We start from the raw sequence: 22,192 nt of genomic DNA on the forward strand, positions 1-22,192 counted from the left end.
AACTATTTATTCTATAGCTAGACTGATTGCCCGCTTACCAAAATATATTTTACAAGCCAGGTAACTGCTTACTTTATTATTACTGAGATATTAAAGAAATTCCTCATCCTTGCCTTTGTCCTAAATTGAAGCAAGGTGTTCCCGTTTATTTTTCGTCGGCCTGGCGGGAGTCCGACTATATCGAAGAGATCAAACTCTTTGATATAAAAACCGCTTTAGATTGACAAATCTACTCATCACAGCACCTCAAATGAACGAGGTTTATTACTTTACTACATTATTAAGCTGCGTTTTTTATAAATTAACCAATATTTTTTATTGCCGTTCTCATCTCCTAAATCTCACAAAGATTTAACTACAAAAAAACTTCGCTTAAAATTGTAGACGATATTTCCATAAGATTAATGAATTATTTTTTATAGATCCATTTATCATTATTTCAATATCCCAATCTTTGCGAAGTTTTAGGAGATGAGTATTTTCATATACCGATGTTAACGTTCAAGGCACGACCCGCCGAGGCGGATCATAATGAATTAAGTTTCATTATGACAAGCATGAAATTTAATTTACTTTGTTTGCTGCCGACTCGTGAATTAAACGAAGTCAGAAGCGCTTTGGTCTTAAGCAATCTTTCAGCTTAATAAATCAGTATAGCAAACATTTTGAAACTTGTCAATAGTCTTTGACGGAAATTATCATTATTAATTATTTATTGCTAACTTTAAATATAATTATAATCAATATCTTGTTATTTATATAAAACAAAAGTAGGCTAATAATGTAATATAAATAATATACATTTATTTTCGCATTATAGACAATACATGATGCTTTCTTAACACAATGAGATTATGCATTATGATTTAAGAAAATAAGTGCTGCCTCCCTCTCCTTTGTAGGAGAGGGTTAGCGTAATCCTCGTCCGATTAATTATAAAGGGGACGGGGTGAGGTAGAACGGGCGAGGGAGAATACAATGGCAAACTTCTCGATATATTTATTCAAAATCATAAATTGCATATAAAACTAAAAAAGACCAATTTTTTAGATTGATCTTTTTTATTACTTATATTTTTATCTTCCCAGACATCGCAAGATTAATACAATAAAACTTCGCTTAAAATTGCATCAATCAATACGAAGTTTTGGGAGATAATATAATGTACAGGCTTGAAAAAGCCATTGGGACAAATCTAAATGTATTTAGCACAACGTTTTTTGGAATAAATTCTTTACTCGTTGTAAATAACTTTGAAGAAAAGATAATCATTCCATATTTATAACCACATCAGATAAACCACTTTAGTCGCAACAACGAAATAAAATAGTTCATGTAGAATATTAATTCTAGGTAGATGTAACAAGTGTGGAAAATTTTAGATTTGTTTCAATGTGCTTTTTAAGTTAATTTGTCAGTTTAGCAAACATTTTTAAAAATGTCAATAATAAACAACAATTTTACAATATTAATTAATTAATAGCTATTATTAAATAAAATAAAACAATAATATATGTCACATGCATACAACTTTAATAAAATTATCTGCCAAAATAACTATATCCGTCAATAAGTATTGACAAATATTTTTAAGTATGCTAGACTAATATATTAACTCAGAACATTCAAAACTAAAAAGGAAATTACCCCCTGTAAAGCCTTCAACAAATTATGGTGACGGCCTTACAGAGGAAGAATTATAAAAAATATCTGCGCAAAGCAGAATCCCCTCTCTAAATCATAAAGATAAATATATGATGAGATCAATTTCCGGAACCTTGTCGTTGATGCTATCAATGGCAGTCCTACGAACAACACTACCTGAAGCCGCAGATCTTCTAGGTCAAATCCTAGTAACGTCATTAACCATGGTTAACGGCTTACTACACCACGCCGGATCATTGCAGATATAGAAACCCAAAAGGGATTCGAAGAATCCCTTCTTTTTCCGGAAGAGGAATTACAAAGCGATTTAGCGAGCAACATCACTCATGGAATTACTTTGTCATTTCTGACAAACAGCACATTAAAAACACAAAGACTACTGTTTGTATCGCAATCAACTAATTTTGTCTCTTCTTACTAAGAGAGATAATATATTTTTTTCACTACAATAATGGAGGTGTTATATGGGTGGATGAAATTGCATAAGCAAAATCGTCTGTGGTTCTAGTAACTGGACTAGAACCATAAAACCTACGTGACATTTTAAAATCCATAAGGAGAAAAATGAACGGTTAATCAGCTTTCAAATCATCGGTAAGGGAAAAATAACTAATTTATTTTCTACTTTTCTGGAGAAAAAAATGAACGGCTAAATTCCAACTAGGCATCTCTAATATTGATGAAGTTGATTGTTTTGACACAAAATAGAAAAAATCTATAAGCTGGTATAATCACTACCACTTAAAACAAAACCCCCTTCGAATAAATTCGAAGGGGGGTCTTTTTTTATAAACTATTTTTTGGATTTTAAATACTTTAGAGCTAAATCATATAAAATTTTAAAAGTATTCGCTATTTCCTTATTTTCAATAATTACACCGCTCGACGGACCACTTTGGGATATAATCCTGATTTTATTTCCAAAAATGGCAATATCACTATTAATTTTATAATCCTTTGACGATATTCGTACCACATCAGCGTCTGTTTTTAATCTTTTTTTATCATCATTGGTTATAATTTCAGCATTTATTTTTTTATTCTGTCTTTTTTTCCTCATTTCCAAAACTTCTTCTTCGGTAAACATTTTCAACAAAAGATCATAAGAATATATCATTCTAAGTTTTTCATCACCATTCTTAAAATCAAATATCTCTTCTGCGATTGCCCTCATGCCTTCCTTGCCTTCAAAATACCTAACAGTTGGGCCCTCTTTGTCTCTAGATTTTAATGCTTTTAAATTCGGTAATATCCTATCTAAATACTCTTGCTTTTTTTGTATCTCCATTGCCTGCTCTCGAAACAATAAATTTAATTTCTCCGGTGATTCCGCATAAAAATATTGCTTTTTATTCTCATAGGCGCTACTCATTAACCCCTTTTGAATTAAAGATTCAATAACTACATAAGTAGTAGCTCTATTCACTTTTGCCTTTTCAGAAATCTTCTGCACGGTGCTTTGTCCCAGCTCTAAAGTAGCTAAATAAACCTTAGCCTCTTTCTCGGCTAAACCGAGATTTTTCAATTCTTTATAATCCATATATAATATTTATTATTAATATCTAATTACAGTATAGCAAAAAAAACAAAAAATGTCAACGAGCGTTGACATTTTTTTTCTATTTATATAATCTTCTCAATAATCGCCGCTAACTTCTCCTCATCATGTCGGACAATTCCTCCCTGGGTACTAACAATATCCTCCCTAATTACCGTCCGTCCATTCCACTTTTTCTCGCGGTGCATTTTAACCGGCTCTGCTTTTTGTTTCTTATATTGTTGTAAAATCTTTTTATCCAGAATCTTCGAATTAAAAATCACAAAATCGACTTTTCGCCCCATCGCTTTTTCCAAATCATAAACAAAATCCTCGCCTTTAAAATTATCTGTTTCACCAAACTTGGTCATCACATTGACTACGTAAATTATTTTCGCTTGGGTTTTTTTAATCTCCTCTTTCACCTCGGCTATTAAAAAGTTCGGGATAATACTAGTAAACAAATCACCAGGTCCAACAACGATATATTTCGCCTGCTTAATTGCCTTTAACACCGGTGGATAGACCTTGATACAATTAGCATGATGTGGCACAAGATAGGTTTTTTTAATTTTTTCTCTTTGATTCCCGCGGGGAACATCAATCGCCGCTTCGCCATAAAGACGACTACCGTCTGTTAGTTCAGCCACCAAAGTAGCTTTGTCGGTGGTAACCGGCAAAACCTGACCCTTAATATCCAAAACTTCGCCCAAGGCCTTAATGCCGTCTGGAAAAGAACCAGCATATTGCGACAAAATCGACAGTAACATATTGCCAGCATTGTGTCCGCTCAAACGATTATCGGAATTAAATCTTTTTTGCAAAATTTTACGTGCATAGTCACGATCTGGAGACAAAGCCAGGACACATTTCAAGACATCTCCAGGCGGCAAAACCCCCAACTCATCACGAAGGCGACCAGTGCTGCCACCACTATCCACCATGGAGACCACAGCCTTAATATTTATATTTTTAACATCGCGCAAACCGGAAAGGAGGACAAATTGTCCAGAGCCGCCACCGATAGTTACAATATTTTTCATAGATCTTATTTTTTAACTAGCACATCCTCCATTTTCAAAATTTTCTTCACAACAATATATAATATTGTCATGACAATCAAGAAAGTCAAAGCGCTATTAATTACAATTCCAATATTAAATTCCACTCCATTAACAAGGTAAACCAGTTGACTAACACCTTCACCTGGAATCATTAAATTAATCGAGGGCATTAAGATACCTTTAACCAAGGAGTCAACCAAGTCTTTCACGATTTGGGCGACCACCACACCAATAGCCATACCGATTATGGCATTGTTTTTTAAAAACTCAAACAAGCCTACCCAAAGTGATTTATGCTTATCTCTTATTGCTCCAATCATAGATTTAAAAATTAATTAATTATTTCTTTTCATTCGCTTCTTTATCACATAAACAAAGAACATCGCGATGTAGCCATAATAAAGAAGCTGGATTTTGAGTAGAAATTTTCTTCTCTTTAAATTTAGCAAATATTTCTTGTTTGCTTTTACCGCTAACTAAAAATAACACTTTCTTCGCTTCAAAAATACTGCGCATTCCTAATGTTAAACCATAAGAAATATGACCATCGCTTTTCTCTGTCATGGTGTGATGTAAAGTCTGCTCACTTAGATTGTGCGCCACGTGCGCTTCTAATTCCAAAGTTTCAGCTGGATCGTTAAGCCCAATATGCCCGTTCTTACCAAGACCCAAGATACACAAATCAATCCCGCCCAAAGCGTCAATCTTGACTTGATAATCAACCAAGCTTTGTTCCATTTTTTCTGGAGTGTTGTCGAAAGTAATATAACGATCACTAGAAACATTTAGTGGAACAATAATTTTTTCATTAATCTCGGTTTCACAAGTGGCTGGATCATTCAACGGCACGCCACCCCATTCATCTAGTTTTATAATATAAATTTGTGCAAATAGCTCTGGTGATTTAACACGCTCTGCGGCCAACAATTCATAAGTCCGACTAGGCGTCGCCCCGGTCGCAATACTTATTACCGTTCGTTGCTTCTTTTTTAAAGCCTTAATAATTTCTTCAGCTGCTTTCTGGCTCATTGCCTCGTAGTTTTTGACCACTTTGATTTTAAATTTATTCTTCATATTTTTGCGCCACGCCATATTTTTTTTAGCGATAACTGGATTAAAAATTTAATCAATATCTTAATTTTATCATCTATAACACTTTTAAGCAAACAAAAACTGTTCGCAATAGAGAACAGTTTTTTTATATAAAGCTATATTATTTTTTCTTTTTCTTATCTTTCCCGGAATAGTCCTTGGCAATTTCAACTACTTTTTTTATACCCTCACTGATCAACAATAAATAAGATGTACTATGTTCGATTTTTTCCTTCACGCTCTGAATCACATCGTCAATTTTGTTAAGTCGTTCTCGCGTTTCGCGGACTATTTTAAAAAGATCGCGTACGATTTGAACCAAATAATAAAGCAGTATAAAGGTAATCGCCGATAAACTAATTACGGCTGCTGTTTTTGCAATATTTAAGATGTCTTGTGAAGTTTCAAACATATTTTAAAAATTTCTTACCTTCGCCTCAAACCTTTCTTCGATTTTTTTGATCAAATCATTTTGCCATTGATCAACCTCCTCGGAAGTCAGGGTCTTTTCAGCTTGGTAGATAATATGAAAAGCTAAGTTTTTGTTATCTTTGCCAATTTTCTCACCTTGATAAATATCAAAAAGTTCAACCTCCTTGATGTATTTATTAAAATTTTTAATCTCGGCTACAATATCATTATACAATATTTTTTCATTTACCACAAAGGCTAAGTCGCGAGTTAAGGCTGGATATTTTTCAGATGGCACATACATCTTAGCAAAAGACTCATCGATAGTTTGCAAAAGTGACTTTAAAATAATTTCCACAAACACCACCTTCTTTTTAAGGCCGTTTTTCTTGGCGATTTCGTCATCCATTTTACAAATATTGCCCAATTCAGTCTTACCGCAACAAATAGTAGCCGACATTTCAGGATTAGCCCAGTTGGGAATAGATTCTATAAAATCAAATTTCACTTTCAAGTCCAAGTTCGCCAGTAAGTGCTCAACCACTCCCTTGGCTTCACCAAACAACTCCACGTCATTTTTGCCTGCCAATATAATACCTAGTCTTTTTTCTTGATATGGGATGCTTTCCTTGGAATCGGTGCTTTTCTTCACACTGCTTTCAGTATCAACAAAAACTGAACCGATTTCAAAAAATTTCAAATCATCATATCGCGCTTGATTAGCGCGAATGTTGTTGAACATATTTGTCGCCAAAGTTTGACGTAACATTGTTTGATGGGAAGCAATTGGATTTGCCAAGCGGATATGTTTGGAGAAATCTACTCCCAGTTTTTTAAGCTGCTCCTCACCTACAAATGAATAATTATAAATTTCAGTCAATGCTGGTGCGCCTGATAGTATTTTTCTAATTTTTCTTTCCAAGGCTTTATCTCTTTTCAACTCCACTGACTCAATCATAATTTCCGGCATCACTGCCTCAATGTTATTAAAACCGTAAATACGCGCAATCTCCTCAACGATATCTTCTTTTAGTTCAACATCCTTTGTTGCCCGCCAAGTGGGAATAGTCACGGCTAAAACGTCTTCTTTTTTATCGACACCAAAGCCAAGACTGGTTAAAATTCGTATAATCTCTTTTTCTTCAATTTTCTGCCCAATAGTCTGAGCAATCCAATTAGCTGTTAGTTCCACTGGTCCAGTTGTTAAATGAAATTCTTTTTGATCAGTAACCTCGCTAATCACTTTCGCGCCCGGCACGATTTTCTTAATCAATTCCACCGCGCGCATCAATGCCACGTCACACAGACTCGGGTCCAAGCCTTTTTCATAACGCATTGACGCTTCACTGCGTAAAGCCAGCTTGCCTGATGTTTTCCTAATAGAGGTATAATTAAAATTTGCTGATTCTAAAATAATCTTTTTAGTCTTATCATCAACTTCGCTACTCTCACCACCCATTACACCAGCAATTGCCAAAACTTCTTCATCATTGGCAATTACCAACATCTCACTGTCTAATTTTCTTGTCTCGCCATCAAGGGTTACTACCACCTCATCCTTCTTGGCATTCCGTACAGTAATTTTTACTTTCTGATTCTTTTTCATTTTTTTAATTTCTATTTTTGAAAAATCAAAAGCATGCATTGGTTGTCCCAATTCAAACATTACATAATTCACCGCGTCCACAATATTGTTAATCGGCTTCACATTAATCGCTGTTAATCGTTCTTGCATCCATTTCGGAGAAGACTTCACGGTAATACCATCCATTGCCACTGCCATATAGCGCGGACATAATTTAAAATCATCATTTCTTACCTCTATCTCAATTTCCTCATTAGCTTCTTTTTTCAAAACGTCTACATTAGGCTTATACTCATTAAACTTCTCATCCAAAATTACTGCCAACTCCCTGGCAATACCCATGTGTCCCCAAAGATCCGGTCGATTGGATAAAGATTTATTATCAACTTCTAGAATTGTGTCCTTAAAATCTAAATAATCCGCAAAATCCTGACCAACTTTGGCTTTTTCCAATATCATAATCCCCTCATGATTCTCACCCAATCCCAATTCATCTTCGGCGCATAACATACCAAAAGATTTCTCCCCACGGACTTCCGCCTCCCTAATTTCAATATTACCAGGCAAAACTGTGCCTACGGTTGCAACTGGCACCAATTGTCCAACCTCAATATTCGGCGCACCACAAACAATATCTAATTTTTCGCTTCCCGTGTCCACTTTGGCCAATTGCAAACGATTCGCATTTGGGTGTTTGCTAATTTCCAAAATCTTACCAACCACTACTCCCTTAAATTTCTCCGATTGTTCTTTAATACCTTCAACTTCAACTGTATGCATCGTCAAAACCTCACCAATCTTTTCCGCCGTTGTCGACTTTGGTAAATTTACATATTCTTTTAACCAATTTAAACTTAAATACATATATTATAAAAATTAATTTTAAAATTGTTCCAAAAATCTCATATCACCGCTATTAAAAGTTCGAATATCCTCGATACCATATTTCAACATTGTTAAACGATTCAAGCCGAAGCCAAAGGCAAAGCCAGTATATTCATTTGGATCAATACCACCTGCCTTCAAAACATTCGGATGAATCAAGCCACAGCCACCAACCTCTAACCAGCCCGTCTTCTTACACAAATTACAACCCTGCCCATTGCAAAGAAAACAAGTATATTCAATGTTGGCACCTGGTTCTACAAATGGATAAAACTTCGGACGCATCCGCACCTGTGTTTCCGCACCGTATAAACGCTTGCCAATCTCGGCTAAAATGCCTTTTAAATGTGAGAAATTAATTTTCTTATCAACCATCAAACCCTCAAATTGATAAAAAGTATGTTCATGGCGCACATCAGTTGCCTCACAACGAAATGTTCGTCCTGGCACCACCGCGCGCAGGGGCGCACCATGTTCCTGCATCGCTCGCACCTGCACTGGTGAAGTGTGCGTGCGCATCACCAAATCCATATCTCCATCTTTATTTTTTTTATCAATATAAAAGGTATCCTGCATATCGCGTGCAGGATGAGTCGAAGGAATATTCAAAGCTTCAAAATTATAAAAATCACTTTCTAGTTCCGGCCCCTCCAAAATCATAAAACCCATCGACATAAACAAATCTTCCAGCTCATCTTGCACAAGAGAAATCGGATGAATATGACCACGGGCGATTTTCTTACCGGGTAAGGTTACATCCATAAAACCAATTTTATCTTCAGCTGTTAATTCTTTTCTAATATCCAAAAAAGCTTGTTGTATATCGTTTTTAATTTCATTAGCCAGTTTGCCAATTTTTTTGCGTTCGTCCGCTCCCAAATCAGACAAGCTGCGCAACAGTGTCGTCAATTCACCCTTGCGTCCCATATATTTAGTCTCTAACTCGCTCAAAAACTCCGAGTCTTTCACCTCTTTTAACTTCGTCAAAATTTCTTCTTTAATTTTTTGTAATTCTTTTTGCATATACGTATATTATAAAAGCCTAGGGCTTTTTGTCTAGTCGGAATACTAAAACTCAACGACTGTAAAATAAATTTAAAAACTAGTTAACCGGCTTCTCATATCCCAACAAGAAAAATTCTAAAATTGACAACCCACCAATCAGATAAAACAAATTCAACCACGTAAATAAATCCTTTGCTAATAAATACAGGCCAATCACCACTAACAATGAAAACAAGAACGATTGTCGAAAAGCCTCTTTTACTGATTTAAACGCCAAGGCCCTTTTCAAACCAACAAAACGCACCAAAAAGCCAACTATCGCCGCCGTGCCCACTAAAGAAATAAACAAGGTTGAATAGAACATCGTAAAGCCCACAAAATTAGTCTGCGTTGGATCAATTGTAAGCACCACATAACCAAACATTACCCAACAAACAAGGGTTAAGGCAATCATTGTTGCTAAATATTTTTTCAAATTCATACCTTACAACCTTATCACCTTTTTTGATATTTTTCAAGATAAAAAAACTGGAAACTGAAAATGTTTATCTATTTTGCGACTTTTCCCAACACTACCATTGATTTTACATTTTTATAATTAATTTTACCCAATAATAGCAAAAAAACAGAGCTAGTTAAATTATCTTAACTAGCTCCAAAAATAAATAAAAAATTACTTTTATTTTTCTTTTTTTAAAAGAAGATTTTTACAACTAAAGTCTTTGGGGAAAGGATTTAGAAAAAAAAATCCTTTACACGTTTTAAATTGACAATATCGAAGACATTGCTCCTTGTCTTTGCAATTCATTTTTGTGCCGCGTTGCATTATTTCACCCTCCTTTTTTAATCTATTCCTTTGGAAAAGGAATAATTACCTTTTTCTAGGTCCGCGGGTAACGACAACACCTTTGCATTAGAGCCACAGATTGGGCACCCTGGTTGATAAGCCAAAAAATTATTGCCACATTTTTGACATTGATGCGTGTGTCTTAGTTCGCGCTCAAAGTTCGTAATACCATCATCTTCGGGATTTTCACACATGTATTATCTCCTTTGCAATTATTTATATAAAGAACAACATTTATTTTACCTTTTCAATAAATATTAAAACGAGATCATTTATTTTCTATCTAAAATTTTACCTGCAATATAACCATTAACTAACGAAAATATTAACACATAAATCGAGACGACCACTGTAAAAGCTAGACCGAAATAATGAATCATAACTGGGATAAATACGGGTTGAACATTACGGTTACTAAAAAAAGCAACAATCAAGGAGTTTTTCATGCCATTTTTTTTCAACTCTCCAAAAATCGGAAACAGCACATATGGTGGGCCCACAATAATAACCGAGCCTATAACTACATAAAGCCACTTCCTCCATCCAACATCCGCCCCTAAGTGCTTCTTAATCATTTCCGGTTTAACGAAAAGATTAACTAAAAATATAATAATAAAAACTAAAACTAAAAAAGGCAAAACCCCTTGAAGCGCCGTCCAGGACTCCTCAAAAGCTTTTTTGGTTATTTCCTGCCTAAAATATCCAACTACAAAATAAACCAAAACAACTCCAAGTAGAAATTTTTGACCATTGGGTATTTTTTTAATAAAATTAAACATATATTATTTCAAGATATTCATAGTCAGCACGGTTAAAATAGCAATAATAATTGAAGATAGAAAATTTAAAGAATTTCTAACAAAGGCAAAACGCTTACCAAAAATCGAAATCTCCAGTGGCAGCATAACCATCCCAACTGTTGCCCAGGTTAAAATAAACGCAGTCACTGCCAAAAGACTAACCCCAGTTCTTAAAAGCTCTCCACCTGCCACGTAGCTTGCAATCGGAATACCAAAGGAGATACTACCGGCAATTGCCCCAATTAAGGGATCAATAAAATAATCTCCTGTAAAAATCTTTAAATAAAGCCCCTCTAGAAGCGGATTCAATAAACTAAACAACATCAAAACTCCCACCACAATCGGTAAAGCCGTCTTGATGTTTTTGACAGTTTTTTGCAAAGCTTCCTTCATTGTTTTATTTTGATAAACGAGTTAATATTTTTAAAATCTTATCTAATTTTTCATTTGCAATTTCAAACTGATTAACACTTGTCTTGCTACTAAAACGTTCAATCTTATTATCATCGCCATCACTACTCTTAGCAAAACAAAAACTACAAAGTATCGGTTTTTTACCATTCGGTTTAAACGGCACTTCACAGTCATTGCCACATTCACTACAAGTGGCTTTATATTTTGTCGACTTCTCATCTTTCTTCATGCCAAAACTTCTGCTAACCGGTATTTCCTCTCTTTTGCCACCAAAACTTCTTCCGCTGGGCTTGTCTCCCCTTCGACTACCATCAAAACTTCGACCACTTGGTCTCTTGCTATCGCGCACATTATTATCTTTTTTAAAAGTTTTCATATTTTTAAAGTATTTATTAATTAGATAAACTAAGAATAGCCTTGAAATGGGAAAATAGCAAGAGTAAAAATACTTATTTGACAAACACCATTACACATACTAATATACTTAATTAAGTATAAATTTGTAAAATCGTTCTTTAATAATAAAAATGGAGACACTGCTATGCCGTCATTTAACCATAAAACAAAAATATTGATTATTGAAAATGAAAACACGGCACGCACCATGGCCAGGGGTATGTTAAATCGTATGGGCTATTTACAGGTTGACGAGGCAGAAGATGGCGAAATCGCTTGGAATAAAATCTTAACGAACGAACATCTTAAAAGTGTTCGTCCAATGTACGAATTAATTTTGTGCGATTTAGACATGCCAAATATGTCTGGCCTCGACCTCTTAAATAAAGTCCGACTAGACATACGTTTTAAAAACATTCCCTTCATTATGATAACGGGACATACCGCCCAAAGACATGTTGTCGCCGCAGCCGCCGTTGGCGTAGACGATTATCTCATCAAGCCACTAACGGAAAACCTCCTCCAGGCAAGCTTAAAGAAGGCTTATGAAAAATTCATCAAACGTCAAAAAAAACTAGAAAGCGTTAATGAAAAAATTTTCAAACGGCCATAACAACAAAAGGGATCATATTTTGATCCCTTTTTTATTTGTTAATAAATTTGGATTTATTTTTTAATTTCCATAATAAATTTGAAACCATTTTTTTCCCACCAAATAAGCAAAAGCTCTAAACAACATTAATTGCATAAATGGCAACAATATAAATAATTTCAATAATCGCTCTTGCCGACTCTTAAGCACTAAAACTTTATTTAACTTAATCATCTGATATTTTTGATTTAGTATTTTTTTAGCAACTTCTTCTCCGCTTATTAATGCGAAAGAAATACCTTCTCCAGTTGACTTAGATGCCAAACCAGCAGCATCGCCAACAAGAAAAATATTTTCAAAAACACAGCCTTTATACAAATAACTAATGGGAGCAGCCTCAAACTTACTATCAGAATAATCATATTTATTCAAATTTAAAAACTCTTCCAAAAACGCTCTTGCTTTTACCGAAGAAACATTATTGGGGTCAAAATAAACCCCGACATTCGTATAATTAATATGAGGAAAAACCCAGACGTAACCAGCTTTTAATTGTCGATGATTTAAATGCCAAGAAAATCTGCTTACCCCTTTATTAATATTATAATACATGCCTATGTTGATTTTTGTTTCAAGACCAAGATGCCTTCTAACAATTGAACTTGAACCATCTGCGCCAACTAAATATTTGTAATAAAAGTCTCCAATAGATGTTTTTATTATGTCTTTTTTTATTTCTTCAACCGAAACATCGGTCACAATTTTTATATTTCCACAATTGTTTATTTTACTCAATTGATACTGTCCTAAATCTAATCTAGAAATAGTTTTTAAAGGATTTACAAGTTTTATGAGACGTGGTGTATTTTCAAGAAAAAAATCATACTCTTGAAAACTCCTTATTTTATCCTTTGGGATATCAAAATCAGAAACCAAGGTGGTTAACCCGCCAGCACATACCTTGGGACCTATTATTTTGTTTTTTTCTATTAGAAGAACTGATAAGCCAGTATTTTTTAGTTGTTTCGCGCATTCTAATCCGCCTGGTCCAGCACCAATAATAATAACGTCGTATATTTTTTCCATAAAAAATTATTATTAACAAATCCCCAAAGCGCCTCCTCCAGCGTTTAATATTATTTTAAAATAATATTAAACGAATCTAGTAAGGTCGAAGCTTCGGGATAAGAAAATTTTGCGCCCTTAATTTTATTCTGCATCAGGTCAATATAGTAATTTTTCGCCCCGGATAAATCTGCTTTTTCCAAAATTGTATTTTGAAATTTACTGCCTTGCAAATCAGAGCCGGAAAAATCAACTCCCGTTAAATTAGTTTTAGAGAAATCCGTTTCTTTTATAGTACAGTCAATAAATTTCGTCAATCGAATTTCTAAGCTTTGAAAATCACAAAGATCGATAACACAATTATGAAACGACCATTCTATTAATAAAGTCTTTACACTCGAAAAAGCGACACCGACTATTTTACAATTTTTAAAAACAACATTTTGAAAACTACAATTATCAATCTTAATGTTGGCAAGATTTGAGTCTGTAAAAGCACAATCGACAAACGACGCGCCGGAGAATTTACTATAACTAAAGTCACATTTTACAAATAAACAGCGAACAAATTCTTTATCCTGTAAGTCTTGTCCGGTACACTGAATCTTATTAAACGTTTCTTTTTCAAAACTTTGCTCTTCAAATTCCATAAGATTATTTTTAATTCAGCTCAATGTCAATATGACGAATCTCCGGAATCTCTCTTTGAATTTCCTCCTCAATCTTATTAATTTTAGAGCCGATTAAACGCGGAATACGATCGGCATAGTCGGCACAAAAACGAATAAACTCTTGATAGTCCTCTTTGATATCGTCATACTCTTCGCGCATCTCATTATTTTTATAAAGTTCACGCAAGAGCGACGGACCATTAAATTCAACTTCACATATAACACGATAAACACCGACATTAAGAATTGATGATTTTAAATCAATCACTCTTTCAATCGCCGGCTCGGATTCCAAGATTTCAATCAAGCGCTCTTTGGCCTCTTCGGGAATAGACCTACTCTTCAAAAGCTCCATGTTTTTCTTAATCAAAACCACTGCAATAAAACCCAACAACAAACCAACTACTATCGAACCAGCTGCATCCCAATAATGCTGACCGGTTATCATCGTTAAAACCATACTCAAAGAAGCAACCAAAATACCAAGAACGGCGACACTATCTTCATATAAAACTGCCAATGTGGTCGGATCAGCAACCTCCAAAGCTTTAAAGAATTTTCGGCCGTTGCTGTTTTTCTTTATTTCTCTAACGGCTACCAATAAAGTAAACGTCTCAATAATCAAAGATAAGCCCAAAATAATAAAAACATATTTATTTAAAAAAATCGAGTTTTCTCCACGCAACGATTCGATACCATTATAAATTGTCACACCAGCGCCAAGAAAAAAAATACCGCATGCTGAAATTAATGCCCACAAAAATCTTTCCTGACCATAACCATAATCAAAATAAGCATCCGCTTTTTTCATTGATCGTTTAATACCGACCATTAATAAACCCTGATTGGCGGTATCGGCAAAACTATGGATTGCTTCCGAAAACATAACGCTTGATCCAGAAACAAAAAAAGCAATCAACTTCATAAAAGCAATAAAAAGATTTCCCAAGAAGGCAAGCGCAACAGAAGTAAGACCAGTGGTTCTTTGATTTGACATAAAATGTTTAAAAATTATTATAATACCACAATTGTAACACATAAATTTAGATAAAAATAGATATATCTTTGACACAAAAAAGTCTTGCAAAAAAGCACGCACTATGCTAATATCTAAAATCAGCAATGGCTGATAAAAATAAAAATCAAAGGAGGAGAATAATAATATGCATCCAGGTTTAATAAACAGGACTTATCCTGTTAAAAAAACTGAAAAGGGCTATATTATCAAAGGAAAAATTTCATCAAAACTAGAACCTCAATATTTGGCAATAAATCCAAATAACGGTGAGCTATTTTTACTGCTCATAAACCTGGAATTTTCTGAAAATCGAAAACAAGGCGCAGACAAACCCAGTAAGGAGCGCTATTTCTACAAAGATAATGGAGGTTTATTTGCCATTTTAAAAGGAAACGAGGTTACTGGCTTACGCTTTGGAAATGTTACCGATGCCGACTCTTGTCCCTATTGTTGGAATGTTTACTTCACAACTCAAGACGGTGTCTCTGGTGTTATGATTTCTCCTGATCCTGACCAAATGACAAAATTAAGACCACGTTTTCAAAAAAAGGAACCTGGTTCTAAGGCAGAGGTACTAAAAACTGTTCCTTACCGAATCATTGATTAATAATTAAAGCCGCCAGTGGACTCATCGAGCACCGCGGGCTTTTTTCTTTTTCGGAAAAATAAAAAAGAGTATTCCATTTCGAAATACTCTTTTAAGTTTCTGCGCTATGTGCCACCATGGCATATAAATAAGCCACAATATAATGTGACTCCATTTCGGCAAAAGCTTTTACCTCTGGCCATGCTTCTTTTCTTGGAACATCATCAAGGAAGCGCGCTGTTTGTTGTTTTAAACAGCTTAATTGCATACCGTCATGAAACCTAATATTCAAAAGAAAAACATTTCGGTCTTCTAAACCGATATCTTCAAACACTAGACCATCTCTTGTGAAAGCATTATACAAAAAATCTCTTTCTCTGGACGAGATAATTTGCCTGCCATGTACCAGGTCATCAAAGAAAGCTTTCCACACAACGTTTTCGTTAATCGGTTTAGCCATTATCTCCTCCTCTTAAAATTCGACATGGTCGATGATTGTTGCCAAGATGAACGCAATAATTGGTTGACTGCGATAATCGGCGTACTTGTTAATTTCCCGCCATATAATGGTCAGTTTGTTCCCATGCATTCCGCTTTGTTTTTGTTGCCTACGCGCCGCTTCGGCTAAACATTCACACTCGCGGTCGGTGCAATACAACGTAATCTCTTTTAACATTGAATCAAACTGTTCTCTTTTAATTTTCACAAAGGTGGCTGGCAATTGCTCCAAAAGCGCGATTATCATCATTTTGTCGTCAGCCAATATTACTCTTGTCCGTACCAAAACTCCCAATAGCGACAACCCAGTTAGATTTTGAAGTTCAGCGACAATGGCCATTGTTTTTCTCCTTCTATTTTTTAGTTTTAATGTGCGGTTGATAATAAATTAAATTAGCACATTAGTTGACCAAAGTCAAGACGAAGTAATTCGCCAAAATTTAAAAAGGGCTTACTAATTTCTTAGCAAGCCCCAATTTTACTTCATGCAATTTTACTCTATAATACCAGCTGCATGAGCCAACATCATAGCTGTGTCGGTGTATGCATCCTTGCACACATAACTTCGGCCGCCGTGTACCAGAGACCCGGCTCGTCGAAATTCTAAATATCTGGAATAAGAAAGTTCCGTCGTGCCTGTCGTAACCGTGTCCCGCACCTGGCCACTGATGACCTTGACCTCAACGGCGAATATTGGCACCTCGTTCCCGAGAATACCACGCTCCGAGATGATGTCACCGACCTTGGTAATGGAGCCAATTTCCGTTCCAACTCCAAGCTCATTCAAGACACAACGCTTAACCGAGTCTTCAACAGATTCTCCATCCACTGAAATGGTTCCAGGAATTTCCACACACCATTTTCTGGTAGCATGTCGAAATACCAGCGACATTATTGCCTTGCCGTCGCATACCGGCAATACCGCCACGCCGACAGATCCATGCAGACCGTTGATATACACCAACCGGTCGTACAAGCCAGTCGTTACAGTTTTGCCAGGAAACAGCACCGGGTCGCGCAAAAAAGCAAAATACTTGTCCATAACGATGATTCCGCTTTTCCATGAAGTCGTCTGTCCAACCAGACCGTTAAAATTGAAATGATTATGCTTATGAAGCTCCTCAATTTCGATAATGGTAGCCGGATTGGTAACGATTTCAATCTCGCCTCGATTCACATCACCGAGGTAAACTCCAGACATCTTAATGAAGTCTAGATACTGTTTGATGTGCATCGGTACATATTTTCTATCGTCGTCAGTCATTTCTCAGCCTCTTTCTTGTTATTATTTTTATAAACAAAATAAGCGATCATCACAAACGAGCTTGAAAACAACTTGATACCATTCCCAATTATCAATGGCCAGTTTCGGATACTCCAGCCATAACAAAGCCAGATTAATCCTATCGACAAGATCATTACAAACGTCCACAGAGAAACATCCTTCGCCTCTTTAAGCTTGATAATTTTAGCCGCCTGAAATAGCGGATTAAACTCAAGCAAGGTGGTTCCAAAAGCCATCAACAATAGTGGGTCCTGCTTCGTTTTTGAAACAAATGACAATATTTCTACTATTAAAGTCTTCATCATTTCCCCCTTTACCATTATTGGCATATTTGATTATTTTCAAAGATCACAACCAATAAATATAGCACAAGTACCGCTATTTGTCAATAATATTTTCCAAATTCCTTGTTATTATATATTGTCCTTAATATTAGCCATAATATCACAATATATGGGCTTTTGCATTAATCCTAAAATTTTGATATTATCAATATATATTGCTCTGGACAAAATCACAAAAACGTGCTAATGTTAGAAGACCGTAAACTTCTATCAAAGTAATGAATTTCTGGTTTTAAAAATTATAACAAACTTCTTTGACTTAATACATAAATAATATGGCAGAAAATAAAAAAGCGCCTCTCGTGGTTCTCTTTGGACGCACCAATGTAGGCAAATCAACCCTTTTCAACGTTTTAACAGGCAAGAAAATTGCCCTAGTTTCCGACATTGAAGGTTCTACTCGCGACGCCAACACCGGCATGGTTGATTGGCAAGGTAAAAAATTCAAACTAGTTGATACTGGTGGCATCTTAGACGTTCGTCATTTAAACAAAACCAAAAAAGAAATCAAAGAAATTGGTCAGACTGACAATATCGATGCCAAGGTACAACAACAAGCCCGTGATTATTTGAAAAAGGCTGATTTGATCTTGTTTATGGTTGATGCGCAGGTTGGTATTATCGGTGATGATAAGATCATGGCTCTGGCCTTGAAGAAAATTATTCCTGAAGCAAAAAATGTCTTGTTGGTAGTAAACAAATCCGACAGTCCAAAATTGCGTCGTGATGTAAATGAATTTAATAAGCTTGCTCTAGGTGATCCAATCTCTGTTTCTGCTGTAACCAGCTCCGGTACTGGTGATTTGCTTGATATTGTGGTAAAAAATTTAAAAGTTCGCAAGACAAAAGATATTGATCTTGAGAAGGATGCGGATAAAACAATCAACGTTACCATTATCGGCAAGCCAAATGTTGGTAAATCGAGCTTTATCAATAAATTAATCGATCGCTTCTCCACCGATGAAGACGCGCAAAGAATGATTACCTCTGCGACGGCACACACCACAAGAGAACCAAAAGATGTCCAATTTAATTATCAAAACTATATTATCAATTTAATCGATACTGCCGGCATCAGCAAAAGCGCGCGCAAGAACCTAAAAAAGGGTCGCTCTCATGACGCCCTGGAAAAATTCAGTATTGAAAAATCAATCGCCACTCTAGGCAAGGCAGACATCGCTATGTTAATGATCGACATTCACGAAGGCATCACCCAACAAGAATCCAAAATCATCGACGATATTATCGAAAGACAGGTTAGTTTAATTATTGTCGCTAACAAATGGGATTTAGTCGAAGATCGCGACACAAAAAAATACAAGCAAACAATTTACAACGAATTCCCTTACGCCACCTGGGCACCAATTCAATTCATCTCTGCGCTTACTGGCGAAAAGGTTGAAAAAACCTTAGAAATGATTGTTAGACTAGCCAATGCCCGTAAAACTGAAATTAACGAAAATTATTTAACCAAGTTCTTATTAAGGATTGTAAAAAAACACGCTCCCGTTCGTGGTGGTGGTGTAAAGAATCCCTACATCTACAAGTTAAGACAGAAGCGATCAAATCCGCCAAAGTTCGAAATCGTAATTGGCTCCGATGATAATATCGACCAGACCTATGTTCGGTATATCGAGAATCGTCTCCGCGAAAATTTCAAAATCGAAGGTACTCCAGTTTTTGTAAGTGTAATTCGTAAAAAAGGCGTTCATGGTCAACATGATCTTGTTAAGCTTGCTAATCCGGAAAAAAGAAAGAAGCCAAGAATTTTCCATTCACCATCTATTGTTCGAAGGCGATAATCCCCTCTTTTATCGTCATTCCCGCGAAGGCGGGAATCCAGGTGCCTCGTATTTTATTTCACATATAAGGAAAATTAAAATAAATAAAGTTTTTTTGTTAATAATATTTATATCACGATTAGTCTCTATAATTATTGACCCACTTTTTGTGGCGCCTGGATTCCCGCCTTCGCGGGAATGACGTAAGTAATAAACTATGCCAACAGTATTAGTCGGTCTCGGCAACCCCGGTGACCAATACAAATTAACCAGACACAATGCCGGCTTTTTAGCGATTGATAAAATCGTAACCAGCCTTGGTTTGTCGTGGGAAACAAACAAGAAATTCCAAGCTGAAATTTGCAAGAACGAACAGTATATTTTTATCAAGCCGCAAACCTTTATGAATAACTCCGGACAGGTAGTGCGCGCCATTCTTTCTTATTATAAATTACTGCCCCAAAAATTTCTTATTTTTAAAGAAAGTAATGCTGATCTTTCCGATGAGCTAATCGTTATTCATGATGATCTTGATATAGAACTCGGTAAGTTTAAGAAATCAGTTGACTCTCGTGCGGCTGGCCACAATGGTGTGCAATCTATTATCAATCATTTAAAAACTAAAAACTTTACGCGTCTCCGCATCGGCATTAAAACAAAAAACCTGGAAAAAATTCCAGGCGTTAAATTTGTTTTACAAAGACTTCCAGAAGAAGAGTTAACCATCATCAATCAAACGATTAATGATATTATCATTAACAAACAATTTGCTGCTCGCTAAAAAAAAGTAGAGCAATAAATACCCAAGGAGGATAGATATTCATTGTCCACAATTCTAGTAACAAACAGCAAATTGGTTGCTAGCTTCTTAGATATCTCTAATGATTCCTGAATCTTAGCACAAGGATTTACAGCTGTCAACACTCATTTTTTATTTAAAATTAGCCATAATATAAATGAATGATTTTTCTGAAAATACAAAGTACCTAATTGCCCTCTCTCACTTCCTAAAACTCGGCCCTGTCAAAATTAAAAGACTTAGAAAATATTTTCCAGACTTCAAAACAGTTTTTTGTGCTTCTGTCAATGAATTAATGCAGGCCGGCATCGAAGAAAAGCTCGCGCTTGAATTTATTTCCAAGCGACAACTCGTCCCCATTGATAAAATTCTCGACCAACTCGATCGCGAAGATATCGGCGTCATAAACATCGGTCACGAAAAATATCCCAAGCTCCTCGCCGAGATTTATGATCCACCAGAGATTCTATATTATCGTGGCAACCTTAATAACATTACCAACTTCAACATCGCTATTGTTGGTTCACGTAAATACACTGACTATGGTGCGCAAGCAACAGAGACCATCGTTAAGGATTTGGTTCGTCATGGTCTCACCATCGTCAGTGGCCTTGCTCTTGGCATCGACACAGTCGCGCACAATGCCACAATTAAAGCAAACGGCTGCACTATCGCTGTCCTTGGGACTGGCATCAACAATCGCGCCATTTACCCAGCCGCGAATAAATATTTAGCTGATAAAATTATCGCTAGCGGCGGTCTTATTTTTTCCGAATTTCCCCTTAACACTCCGCCACTGCGACATCACTTTCCACAAAGAAACCGCATTGTCGCTGGCCTATCGCTAGGCACACTAGTAGTCGAAGCCGCCGAAAAATCTGGCGCTCTTATTACTTCTAAATATGCACTTGATCAAAATCGCGAAGTCTTCGCTATCCCTGGCAATATTTATTCACCAGTCTCAATAGGACCGAATAATCTTATTAAACAGGGTGCTAAAGCTGTTACTAGTGCTGATGATATTATCGAGACTCTCAATATTGAAAATGTCCCAGCCAAAATTGTCAGTCAAAAAATAATCACCGACACTTTGGAGGAAAAATTAATTCTCAAACACCTCAATCACGAACCAATTCACATCAACGACATTATCAGAACCACAAACCTCTCAACCTCTGTCGCTAGTAGCACATTAATTATGATGGAAATAAAAGGTCTAGCCAGAAACGTTGGCGGTATGAAATATGTTTTGGGGAATTAGTTTTTAAAATCATAATAGCTTTTATTAATCATATTTACTATTCTTTGAAAAATGCTATACTTTTATTATAATCAAATCTTAATGAAATTTTAATAATATGCCAGATTCACAAACTTCTATCAAAGACGAATTCCTCTTAGCCCTTAGGGCTAATATTTCTTTTCTAAATCGGAATTTTCCCAAAAATCAAAATACCAATGTTTGTCAAAATTCTTGTAATATTATCAATGAAATTGAGAAAAAACTTAAAAACAGTACTGAAAATTTTCTCAATATTTCTAACAATTTAGAAAATTTTAACAAACTAATTTCCAAAAGTACCTTGTTTAAAAAAATCTATTTTGATCAGCTCTCAGATAATAAATATCTAATAACAGTAAAGGGTTGTGAATTAGCACAAAACTGTATTCACCCTCGACTAAATCCTGAAAAAGAAATCTGTCCGATTGCTTTACTGGCTGGTTCATTTTTAAAATACAATAAGTCAGACTTACAACTATATATCGAAGCATCTAAATTCACCTCACAAGACTCGGAAACAACAATTATCTCAATCAATTAAGAATTGCAATAAAAAAAGAGCTTGAAAAT

27 protein-coding genes are annotated in these 22,192 nt (G+C 35.6%); 8 read left to right on the forward strand and 19 right to left on the reverse strand.

Annotated features, from left to right (window positions below; translation table 11 throughout):
* Positions 1–491: 491 nt before the first annotated feature.
* Both KKD45_03800 and KKD45_03805 read left to right on the forward strand, forming a co-directional pair.
* A complete protein-coding gene (locus KKD45_03800) occupies positions 492–644 on the forward strand; it encodes a hypothetical protein (GenBank protein MBU4309622.1) in 153 nt (50 codons plus the stop codon).
* 1,110 nt (positions 645–1,754) lie between these two features.
* On the forward strand, positions 1,755–1,913 hold the full coding sequence (locus KKD45_03805; GenBank protein ID MBU4309623.1) for a hypothetical protein: 159 nt from the start codon (positions 1,755–1,757) through the stop codon (positions 1,911–1,913).
* Between the two features lie 545 nt (positions 1,914–2,458).
* On the opposite strand, the gene KKD45_03810 is transcribed toward KKD45_03805, so the two are convergent.
* The 12 genes from KKD45_03810 to KKD45_03865 all read right to left on the reverse strand — a co-directional run bounded on the left by KKD45_03810 (position 2,459) and on the right by KKD45_03865 (position 11,534).
* Positions 2,459–3,205 (reverse strand): hypothetical protein, encoded by a 747-nt coding sequence (locus KKD45_03810; protein MBU4309624.1) that lies wholly within the window; start codon positions 3,203–3,205, stop codon positions 2,459–2,461.
* 83 nt (positions 3,206–3,288) lie between these two features.
* Positions 3,289–4,245 carry a uridine diphosphate-N-acetylglucosamine-binding protein YvcK gene (yvcK, locus tag KKD45_03815; GenBank protein MBU4309625.1) on the reverse strand — a complete coding sequence of 319 codons (957 nt, stop codon included), beginning with the start codon at positions 4,243–4,245 and terminating at the stop codon, positions 3,289–3,291.
* Between the two features lie 5 nt (positions 4,246–4,250).
* Positions 4,251–4,586, reverse strand: coding sequence for an MscL family protein (locus KKD45_03820; protein MBU4309626.1), 336 nt, complete (start codon positions 4,584–4,586; stop codon positions 4,251–4,253).
* 19 nt (positions 4,587–4,605) lie between these two features.
* Positions 4,606–5,358, reverse strand: coding sequence for a 6-phosphogluconolactonase (locus tag KKD45_03825; GenBank protein MBU4309627.1), 753 nt, complete (start codon positions 5,356–5,358; stop codon positions 4,606–4,608).
* 121 nt (positions 5,359–5,479) lie between these two features.
* Positions 5,480–5,770 (reverse strand): hypothetical protein, encoded by a 291-nt coding sequence (locus KKD45_03830; GenBank protein ID MBU4309628.1) that lies wholly within the window; start codon positions 5,768–5,770, stop codon positions 5,480–5,482.
* A 3-nt stretch (positions 5,771–5,773) separates the two neighbouring features.
* Positions 5,774–8,218, reverse strand: a complete 2,445-nt coding sequence (gene pheT / locus KKD45_03835; protein MBU4309629.1) for a phenylalanine--tRNA ligase subunit beta — start codon at positions 8,216–8,218, stop codon at positions 5,774–5,776.
* Positions 8,219–8,236: 18 nt separating this feature from the next.
* On the reverse strand, positions 8,237–9,262 hold the full coding sequence (pheS, locus tag KKD45_03840) for a phenylalanine--tRNA ligase subunit alpha (GenBank protein MBU4309630.1): 1,026 nt from the start codon (positions 9,260–9,262) through the stop codon (positions 8,237–8,239).
* Between the two features lie 79 nt (positions 9,263–9,341).
* Positions 9,342–9,725 (reverse strand): hypothetical protein, encoded by a 384-nt coding sequence (locus KKD45_03845; protein MBU4309631.1) that lies wholly within the window; start codon positions 9,723–9,725, stop codon positions 9,342–9,344.
* A gap of 362 nt (positions 9,726–10,087) precedes the next feature.
* The gene (locus KKD45_03850) at positions 10,088–10,285 is read right to left on the reverse strand and encodes a hypothetical protein (GenBank protein ID MBU4309632.1); all 198 of its coding nucleotides are present in this window, start codon (positions 10,283–10,285) and stop codon (positions 10,088–10,090) included.
* A 78-nt stretch (positions 10,286–10,363) separates the two neighbouring features.
* The gene (locus KKD45_03855; protein ID MBU4309633.1) at positions 10,364–10,870 is read right to left on the reverse strand and encodes a hypothetical protein; all 507 of its coding nucleotides are present in this window, start codon (positions 10,868–10,870) and stop codon (positions 10,364–10,366) included.
* Positions 10,871–10,873: 3 nt separating this feature from the next.
* The gene (locus tag KKD45_03860; GenBank protein ID MBU4309634.1) at positions 10,874–11,284 is read right to left on the reverse strand and encodes a hypothetical protein; all 411 of its coding nucleotides are present in this window, start codon (positions 11,282–11,284) and stop codon (positions 10,874–10,876) included.
* 4 nt (positions 11,285–11,288) lie between these two features.
* Complete coding sequence (locus tag KKD45_03865; protein ID MBU4309635.1) at positions 11,289–11,534, reverse strand: hypothetical protein; 246 nt, start codon at positions 11,532–11,534, stop codon at positions 11,289–11,291.
* A gap of 312 nt (positions 11,535–11,846) precedes the next feature.
* Between KKD45_03865 and KKD45_03870 the strand changes: the two genes are divergently transcribed.
* Positions 11,847–12,314 carry a response regulator gene (locus tag KKD45_03870; GenBank protein ID MBU4309636.1) on the forward strand — a complete coding sequence of 156 codons (468 nt, stop codon included), beginning with the start codon at positions 11,847–11,849 and terminating at the stop codon, positions 12,312–12,314.
* Between the two features lie 60 nt (positions 12,315–12,374).
* Here KKD45_03870 and KKD45_03875 read toward each other — a convergent pair whose 3' ends face one another.
* Genes KKD45_03875 through KKD45_03885 form a run of 3 tightly spaced genes read right to left on the reverse strand, consistent with a single transcriptional unit; the run spans position 12,375 to position 15,026 of the window.
* Complete coding sequence (locus KKD45_03875) at positions 12,375–13,379, reverse strand: NAD(P)/FAD-dependent oxidoreductase (GenBank protein ID MBU4309637.1); 1,005 nt, start codon at positions 13,377–13,379, stop codon at positions 12,375–12,377.
* Between the two features lie 50 nt (positions 13,380–13,429).
* Complete coding sequence (locus KKD45_03880) at positions 13,430–14,008, reverse strand: pentapeptide repeat-containing protein (protein MBU4309638.1); 579 nt, start codon at positions 14,006–14,008, stop codon at positions 13,430–13,432.
* Between the two features lie 10 nt (positions 14,009–14,018).
* The gene (locus KKD45_03885) at positions 14,019–15,026 is read right to left on the reverse strand and encodes a cation diffusion facilitator family transporter (protein MBU4309639.1); all 1,008 of its coding nucleotides are present in this window, start codon (positions 15,024–15,026) and stop codon (positions 14,019–14,021) included.
* 166 nt (positions 15,027–15,192) lie between these two features.
* Here KKD45_03885 and KKD45_03890 point away from each other — a divergent pair, with 166 nt between their 5' ends.
* Entirely contained in the window at positions 15,193–15,654 is a 462-nt protein-coding gene (locus KKD45_03890) for a hypothetical protein (GenBank protein MBU4309640.1), read from the forward strand.
* A gap of 91 nt (positions 15,655–15,745) precedes the next feature.
* Here the strand turns inward: KKD45_03890 and KKD45_03895 are convergent, their stop codons facing one another.
* The 4 genes from KKD45_03895 to KKD45_03910 all read right to left on the reverse strand — a co-directional run bounded on the left by KKD45_03895 (position 15,746) and on the right by KKD45_03910 (position 17,745).
* On the reverse strand, positions 15,746–16,093 hold the full coding sequence (locus KKD45_03895; protein ID MBU4309641.1) for a hypothetical protein: 348 nt from the start codon (positions 16,091–16,093) through the stop codon (positions 15,746–15,748).
* 12 nt (positions 16,094–16,105) lie between these two features.
* Positions 16,106–16,471, reverse strand: a complete 366-nt coding sequence (locus KKD45_03900; protein MBU4309642.1) for a hypothetical protein — start codon at positions 16,469–16,471, stop codon at positions 16,106–16,108.
* 153 nt (positions 16,472–16,624) lie between these two features.
* A complete protein-coding gene (locus tag KKD45_03905; GenBank protein MBU4309643.1) occupies positions 16,625–17,023 on the reverse strand; it encodes a hypothetical protein in 399 nt (132 codons plus the stop codon).
* Positions 17,024–17,391: 368 nt separating this feature from the next.
* Entirely contained in the window at positions 17,392–17,745 is a 354-nt protein-coding gene (locus KKD45_03910; GenBank protein MBU4309644.1) for a hypothetical protein, read from the reverse strand.
* Between the two features lie 290 nt (positions 17,746–18,035).
* Between KKD45_03910 and der the strand changes: the two genes are divergently transcribed.
* The 4 genes from der to KKD45_03930 all read left to right on the forward strand — a co-directional run bounded on the left by der (position 18,036) and on the right by KKD45_03930 (position 22,163).
* The gene (der, locus tag KKD45_03915) at positions 18,036–19,562 is read left to right on the forward strand and encodes a ribosome biogenesis GTPase Der (GenBank protein ID MBU4309645.1); all 1,527 of its coding nucleotides are present in this window, start codon (positions 18,036–18,038) and stop codon (positions 19,560–19,562) included.
* 196 nt (positions 19,563–19,758) lie between these two features.
* Positions 19,759–20,322, forward strand: a complete 564-nt coding sequence (gene pth / locus KKD45_03920) for an aminoacyl-tRNA hydrolase (protein MBU4309646.1) — start codon at positions 19,759–19,761, stop codon at positions 20,320–20,322.
* 175 nt (positions 20,323–20,497) lie between these two features.
* Entirely contained in the window at positions 20,498–21,601 is a 1,104-nt protein-coding gene (gene dprA / locus KKD45_03925; GenBank protein MBU4309647.1) for a DNA-processing protein DprA, read from the forward strand.
* Positions 21,602–21,698: 97 nt separating this feature from the next.
* A complete protein-coding gene (locus KKD45_03930) occupies positions 21,699–22,163 on the forward strand; it encodes a hypothetical protein (GenBank protein ID MBU4309648.1) in 465 nt (154 codons plus the stop codon).
* Positions 22,164–22,192: the final 29 nt, after the last annotated feature.

The organism is Patescibacteria group bacterium (assembly GCA_018897195.1).
Taxonomy (GTDB): domain Bacteria; phylum Patescibacteriota; class Patescibacteriia; order Patescibacteriales; family UBA12075; genus JAHILH01.

What these genes read in the sequence shown, in the direction of transcription:
- KKD45_03800 (MBU4309622.1), top strand. Translation starts at nt 492, where the DNA reads ATGTTAACGTTCAAGGCACGACCCGCCGAGGCGGATCATAATGAATTA.
- KKD45_03805 (MBU4309623.1), top strand. Translation starts at nt 1,755, where the DNA reads ATGATGAGATCAATTTCCGGAACCTTGTCGTTGATGCTATCAATGGCA.
- KKD45_03810 (MBU4309624.1), bottom strand. Translation starts at nt 3,205, where the DNA reads ATGGATTATAAAGAATTGAAAAATCTCGGTTTAGCCGAGAAAGAGGCT.
- yvcK (MBU4309625.1), bottom strand. Translation starts at nt 4,245, where the DNA reads ATGAAAAATATTGTAACTATCGGTGGCGGCTCTGGACAATTTGTCCTC.
- KKD45_03820 (MBU4309626.1), bottom strand. Translation starts at nt 4,586, where the DNA reads ATGATTGGAGCAATAAGAGATAAGCATAAATCACTTTGGGTAGGCTTG.
- KKD45_03825 (MBU4309627.1), bottom strand. Translation starts at nt 5,358, where the DNA reads ATGGCGTGGCGCAAAAATATGAAGAATAAATTTAAAATCAAAGTGGTC.
- KKD45_03830 (MBU4309628.1), bottom strand. Translation starts at nt 5,770, where the DNA reads ATGTTTGAAACTTCACAAGACATCTTAAATATTGCAAAAACAGCAGCC.
- pheT (MBU4309629.1), bottom strand. Translation starts at nt 8,218, where the DNA reads ATGTATTTAAGTTTAAATTGGTTAAAAGAATATGTAAATTTACCAAAG.
- pheS (MBU4309630.1), bottom strand. Translation starts at nt 9,262, where the DNA reads ATGCAAAAAGAATTACAAAAAATTAAAGAAGAAATTTTGACGAAGTTA.
- KKD45_03845 (MBU4309631.1), bottom strand. Translation starts at nt 9,725, where the DNA reads ATGAATTTGAAAAAATATTTAGCAACAATGATTGCCTTAACCCTTGTT.
- KKD45_03850 (MBU4309632.1), bottom strand. Translation starts at nt 10,285, where the DNA reads ATGTGTGAAAATCCCGAAGATGATGGTATTACGAACTTTGAGCGCGAA.
- KKD45_03855 (MBU4309633.1), bottom strand. Translation starts at nt 10,870, where the DNA reads ATGTTTAATTTTATTAAAAAAATACCCAATGGTCAAAAATTTCTACTT.
- KKD45_03860 (MBU4309634.1), bottom strand. Translation starts at nt 11,284, where the DNA reads ATGAAGGAAGCTTTGCAAAAAACTGTCAAAAACATCAAGACGGCTTTA.
- KKD45_03865 (MBU4309635.1), bottom strand. Translation starts at nt 11,534, where the DNA reads ATGAAGAAAGATGAGAAGTCGACAAAATATAAAGCCACTTGTAGTGAA.
- KKD45_03870 (MBU4309636.1), top strand. Translation starts at nt 11,847, where the DNA reads ATGCCGTCATTTAACCATAAAACAAAAATATTGATTATTGAAAATGAA.
- KKD45_03875 (MBU4309637.1), bottom strand. Translation starts at nt 13,379, where the DNA reads ATGGAAAAAATATACGACGTTATTATTATTGGTGCTGGACCAGGCGGA.
- KKD45_03880 (MBU4309638.1), bottom strand. Translation starts at nt 14,008, where the DNA reads ATGGAATTTGAAGAGCAAAGTTTTGAAAAAGAAACGTTTAATAAGATT.
- KKD45_03885 (MBU4309639.1), bottom strand. Translation starts at nt 15,026, where the DNA reads ATGTCAAATCAAAGAACCACTGGTCTTACTTCTGTTGCGCTTGCCTTC.
- KKD45_03890 (MBU4309640.1), top strand. Translation starts at nt 15,193, where the DNA reads ATGCATCCAGGTTTAATAAACAGGACTTATCCTGTTAAAAAAACTGAA.
- KKD45_03895 (MBU4309641.1), bottom strand. Translation starts at nt 16,093, where the DNA reads ATGGCTAAACCGATTAACGAAAACGTTGTGTGGAAAGCTTTCTTTGAT.
- KKD45_03900 (MBU4309642.1), bottom strand. Translation starts at nt 16,471, where the DNA reads ATGGCCATTGTCGCTGAACTTCAAAATCTAACTGGGTTGTCGCTATTG.
- KKD45_03905 (MBU4309643.1), bottom strand. Translation starts at nt 17,023, where the DNA reads ATGTCGCTGGTATTTCGACATGCTACCAGAAAATGGTGTGTGGAAATT.
- KKD45_03910 (MBU4309644.1), bottom strand. Translation starts at nt 17,745, where the DNA reads ATGCCAATAATGGTAAAGGGGGAAATGATGAAGACTTTAATAGTAGAA.
- der (MBU4309645.1), top strand. Translation starts at nt 18,036, where the DNA reads ATGGCAGAAAATAAAAAAGCGCCTCTCGTGGTTCTCTTTGGACGCACC.
- pth (MBU4309646.1), top strand. Translation starts at nt 19,759, where the DNA reads ATGCCAACAGTATTAGTCGGTCTCGGCAACCCCGGTGACCAATACAAA.
- dprA (MBU4309647.1), top strand. Translation starts at nt 20,498, where the DNA reads ATGAATGATTTTTCTGAAAATACAAAGTACCTAATTGCCCTCTCTCAC.
- KKD45_03930 (MBU4309648.1), top strand. Translation starts at nt 21,699, where the DNA reads ATGCCAGATTCACAAACTTCTATCAAAGACGAATTCCTCTTAGCCCTT.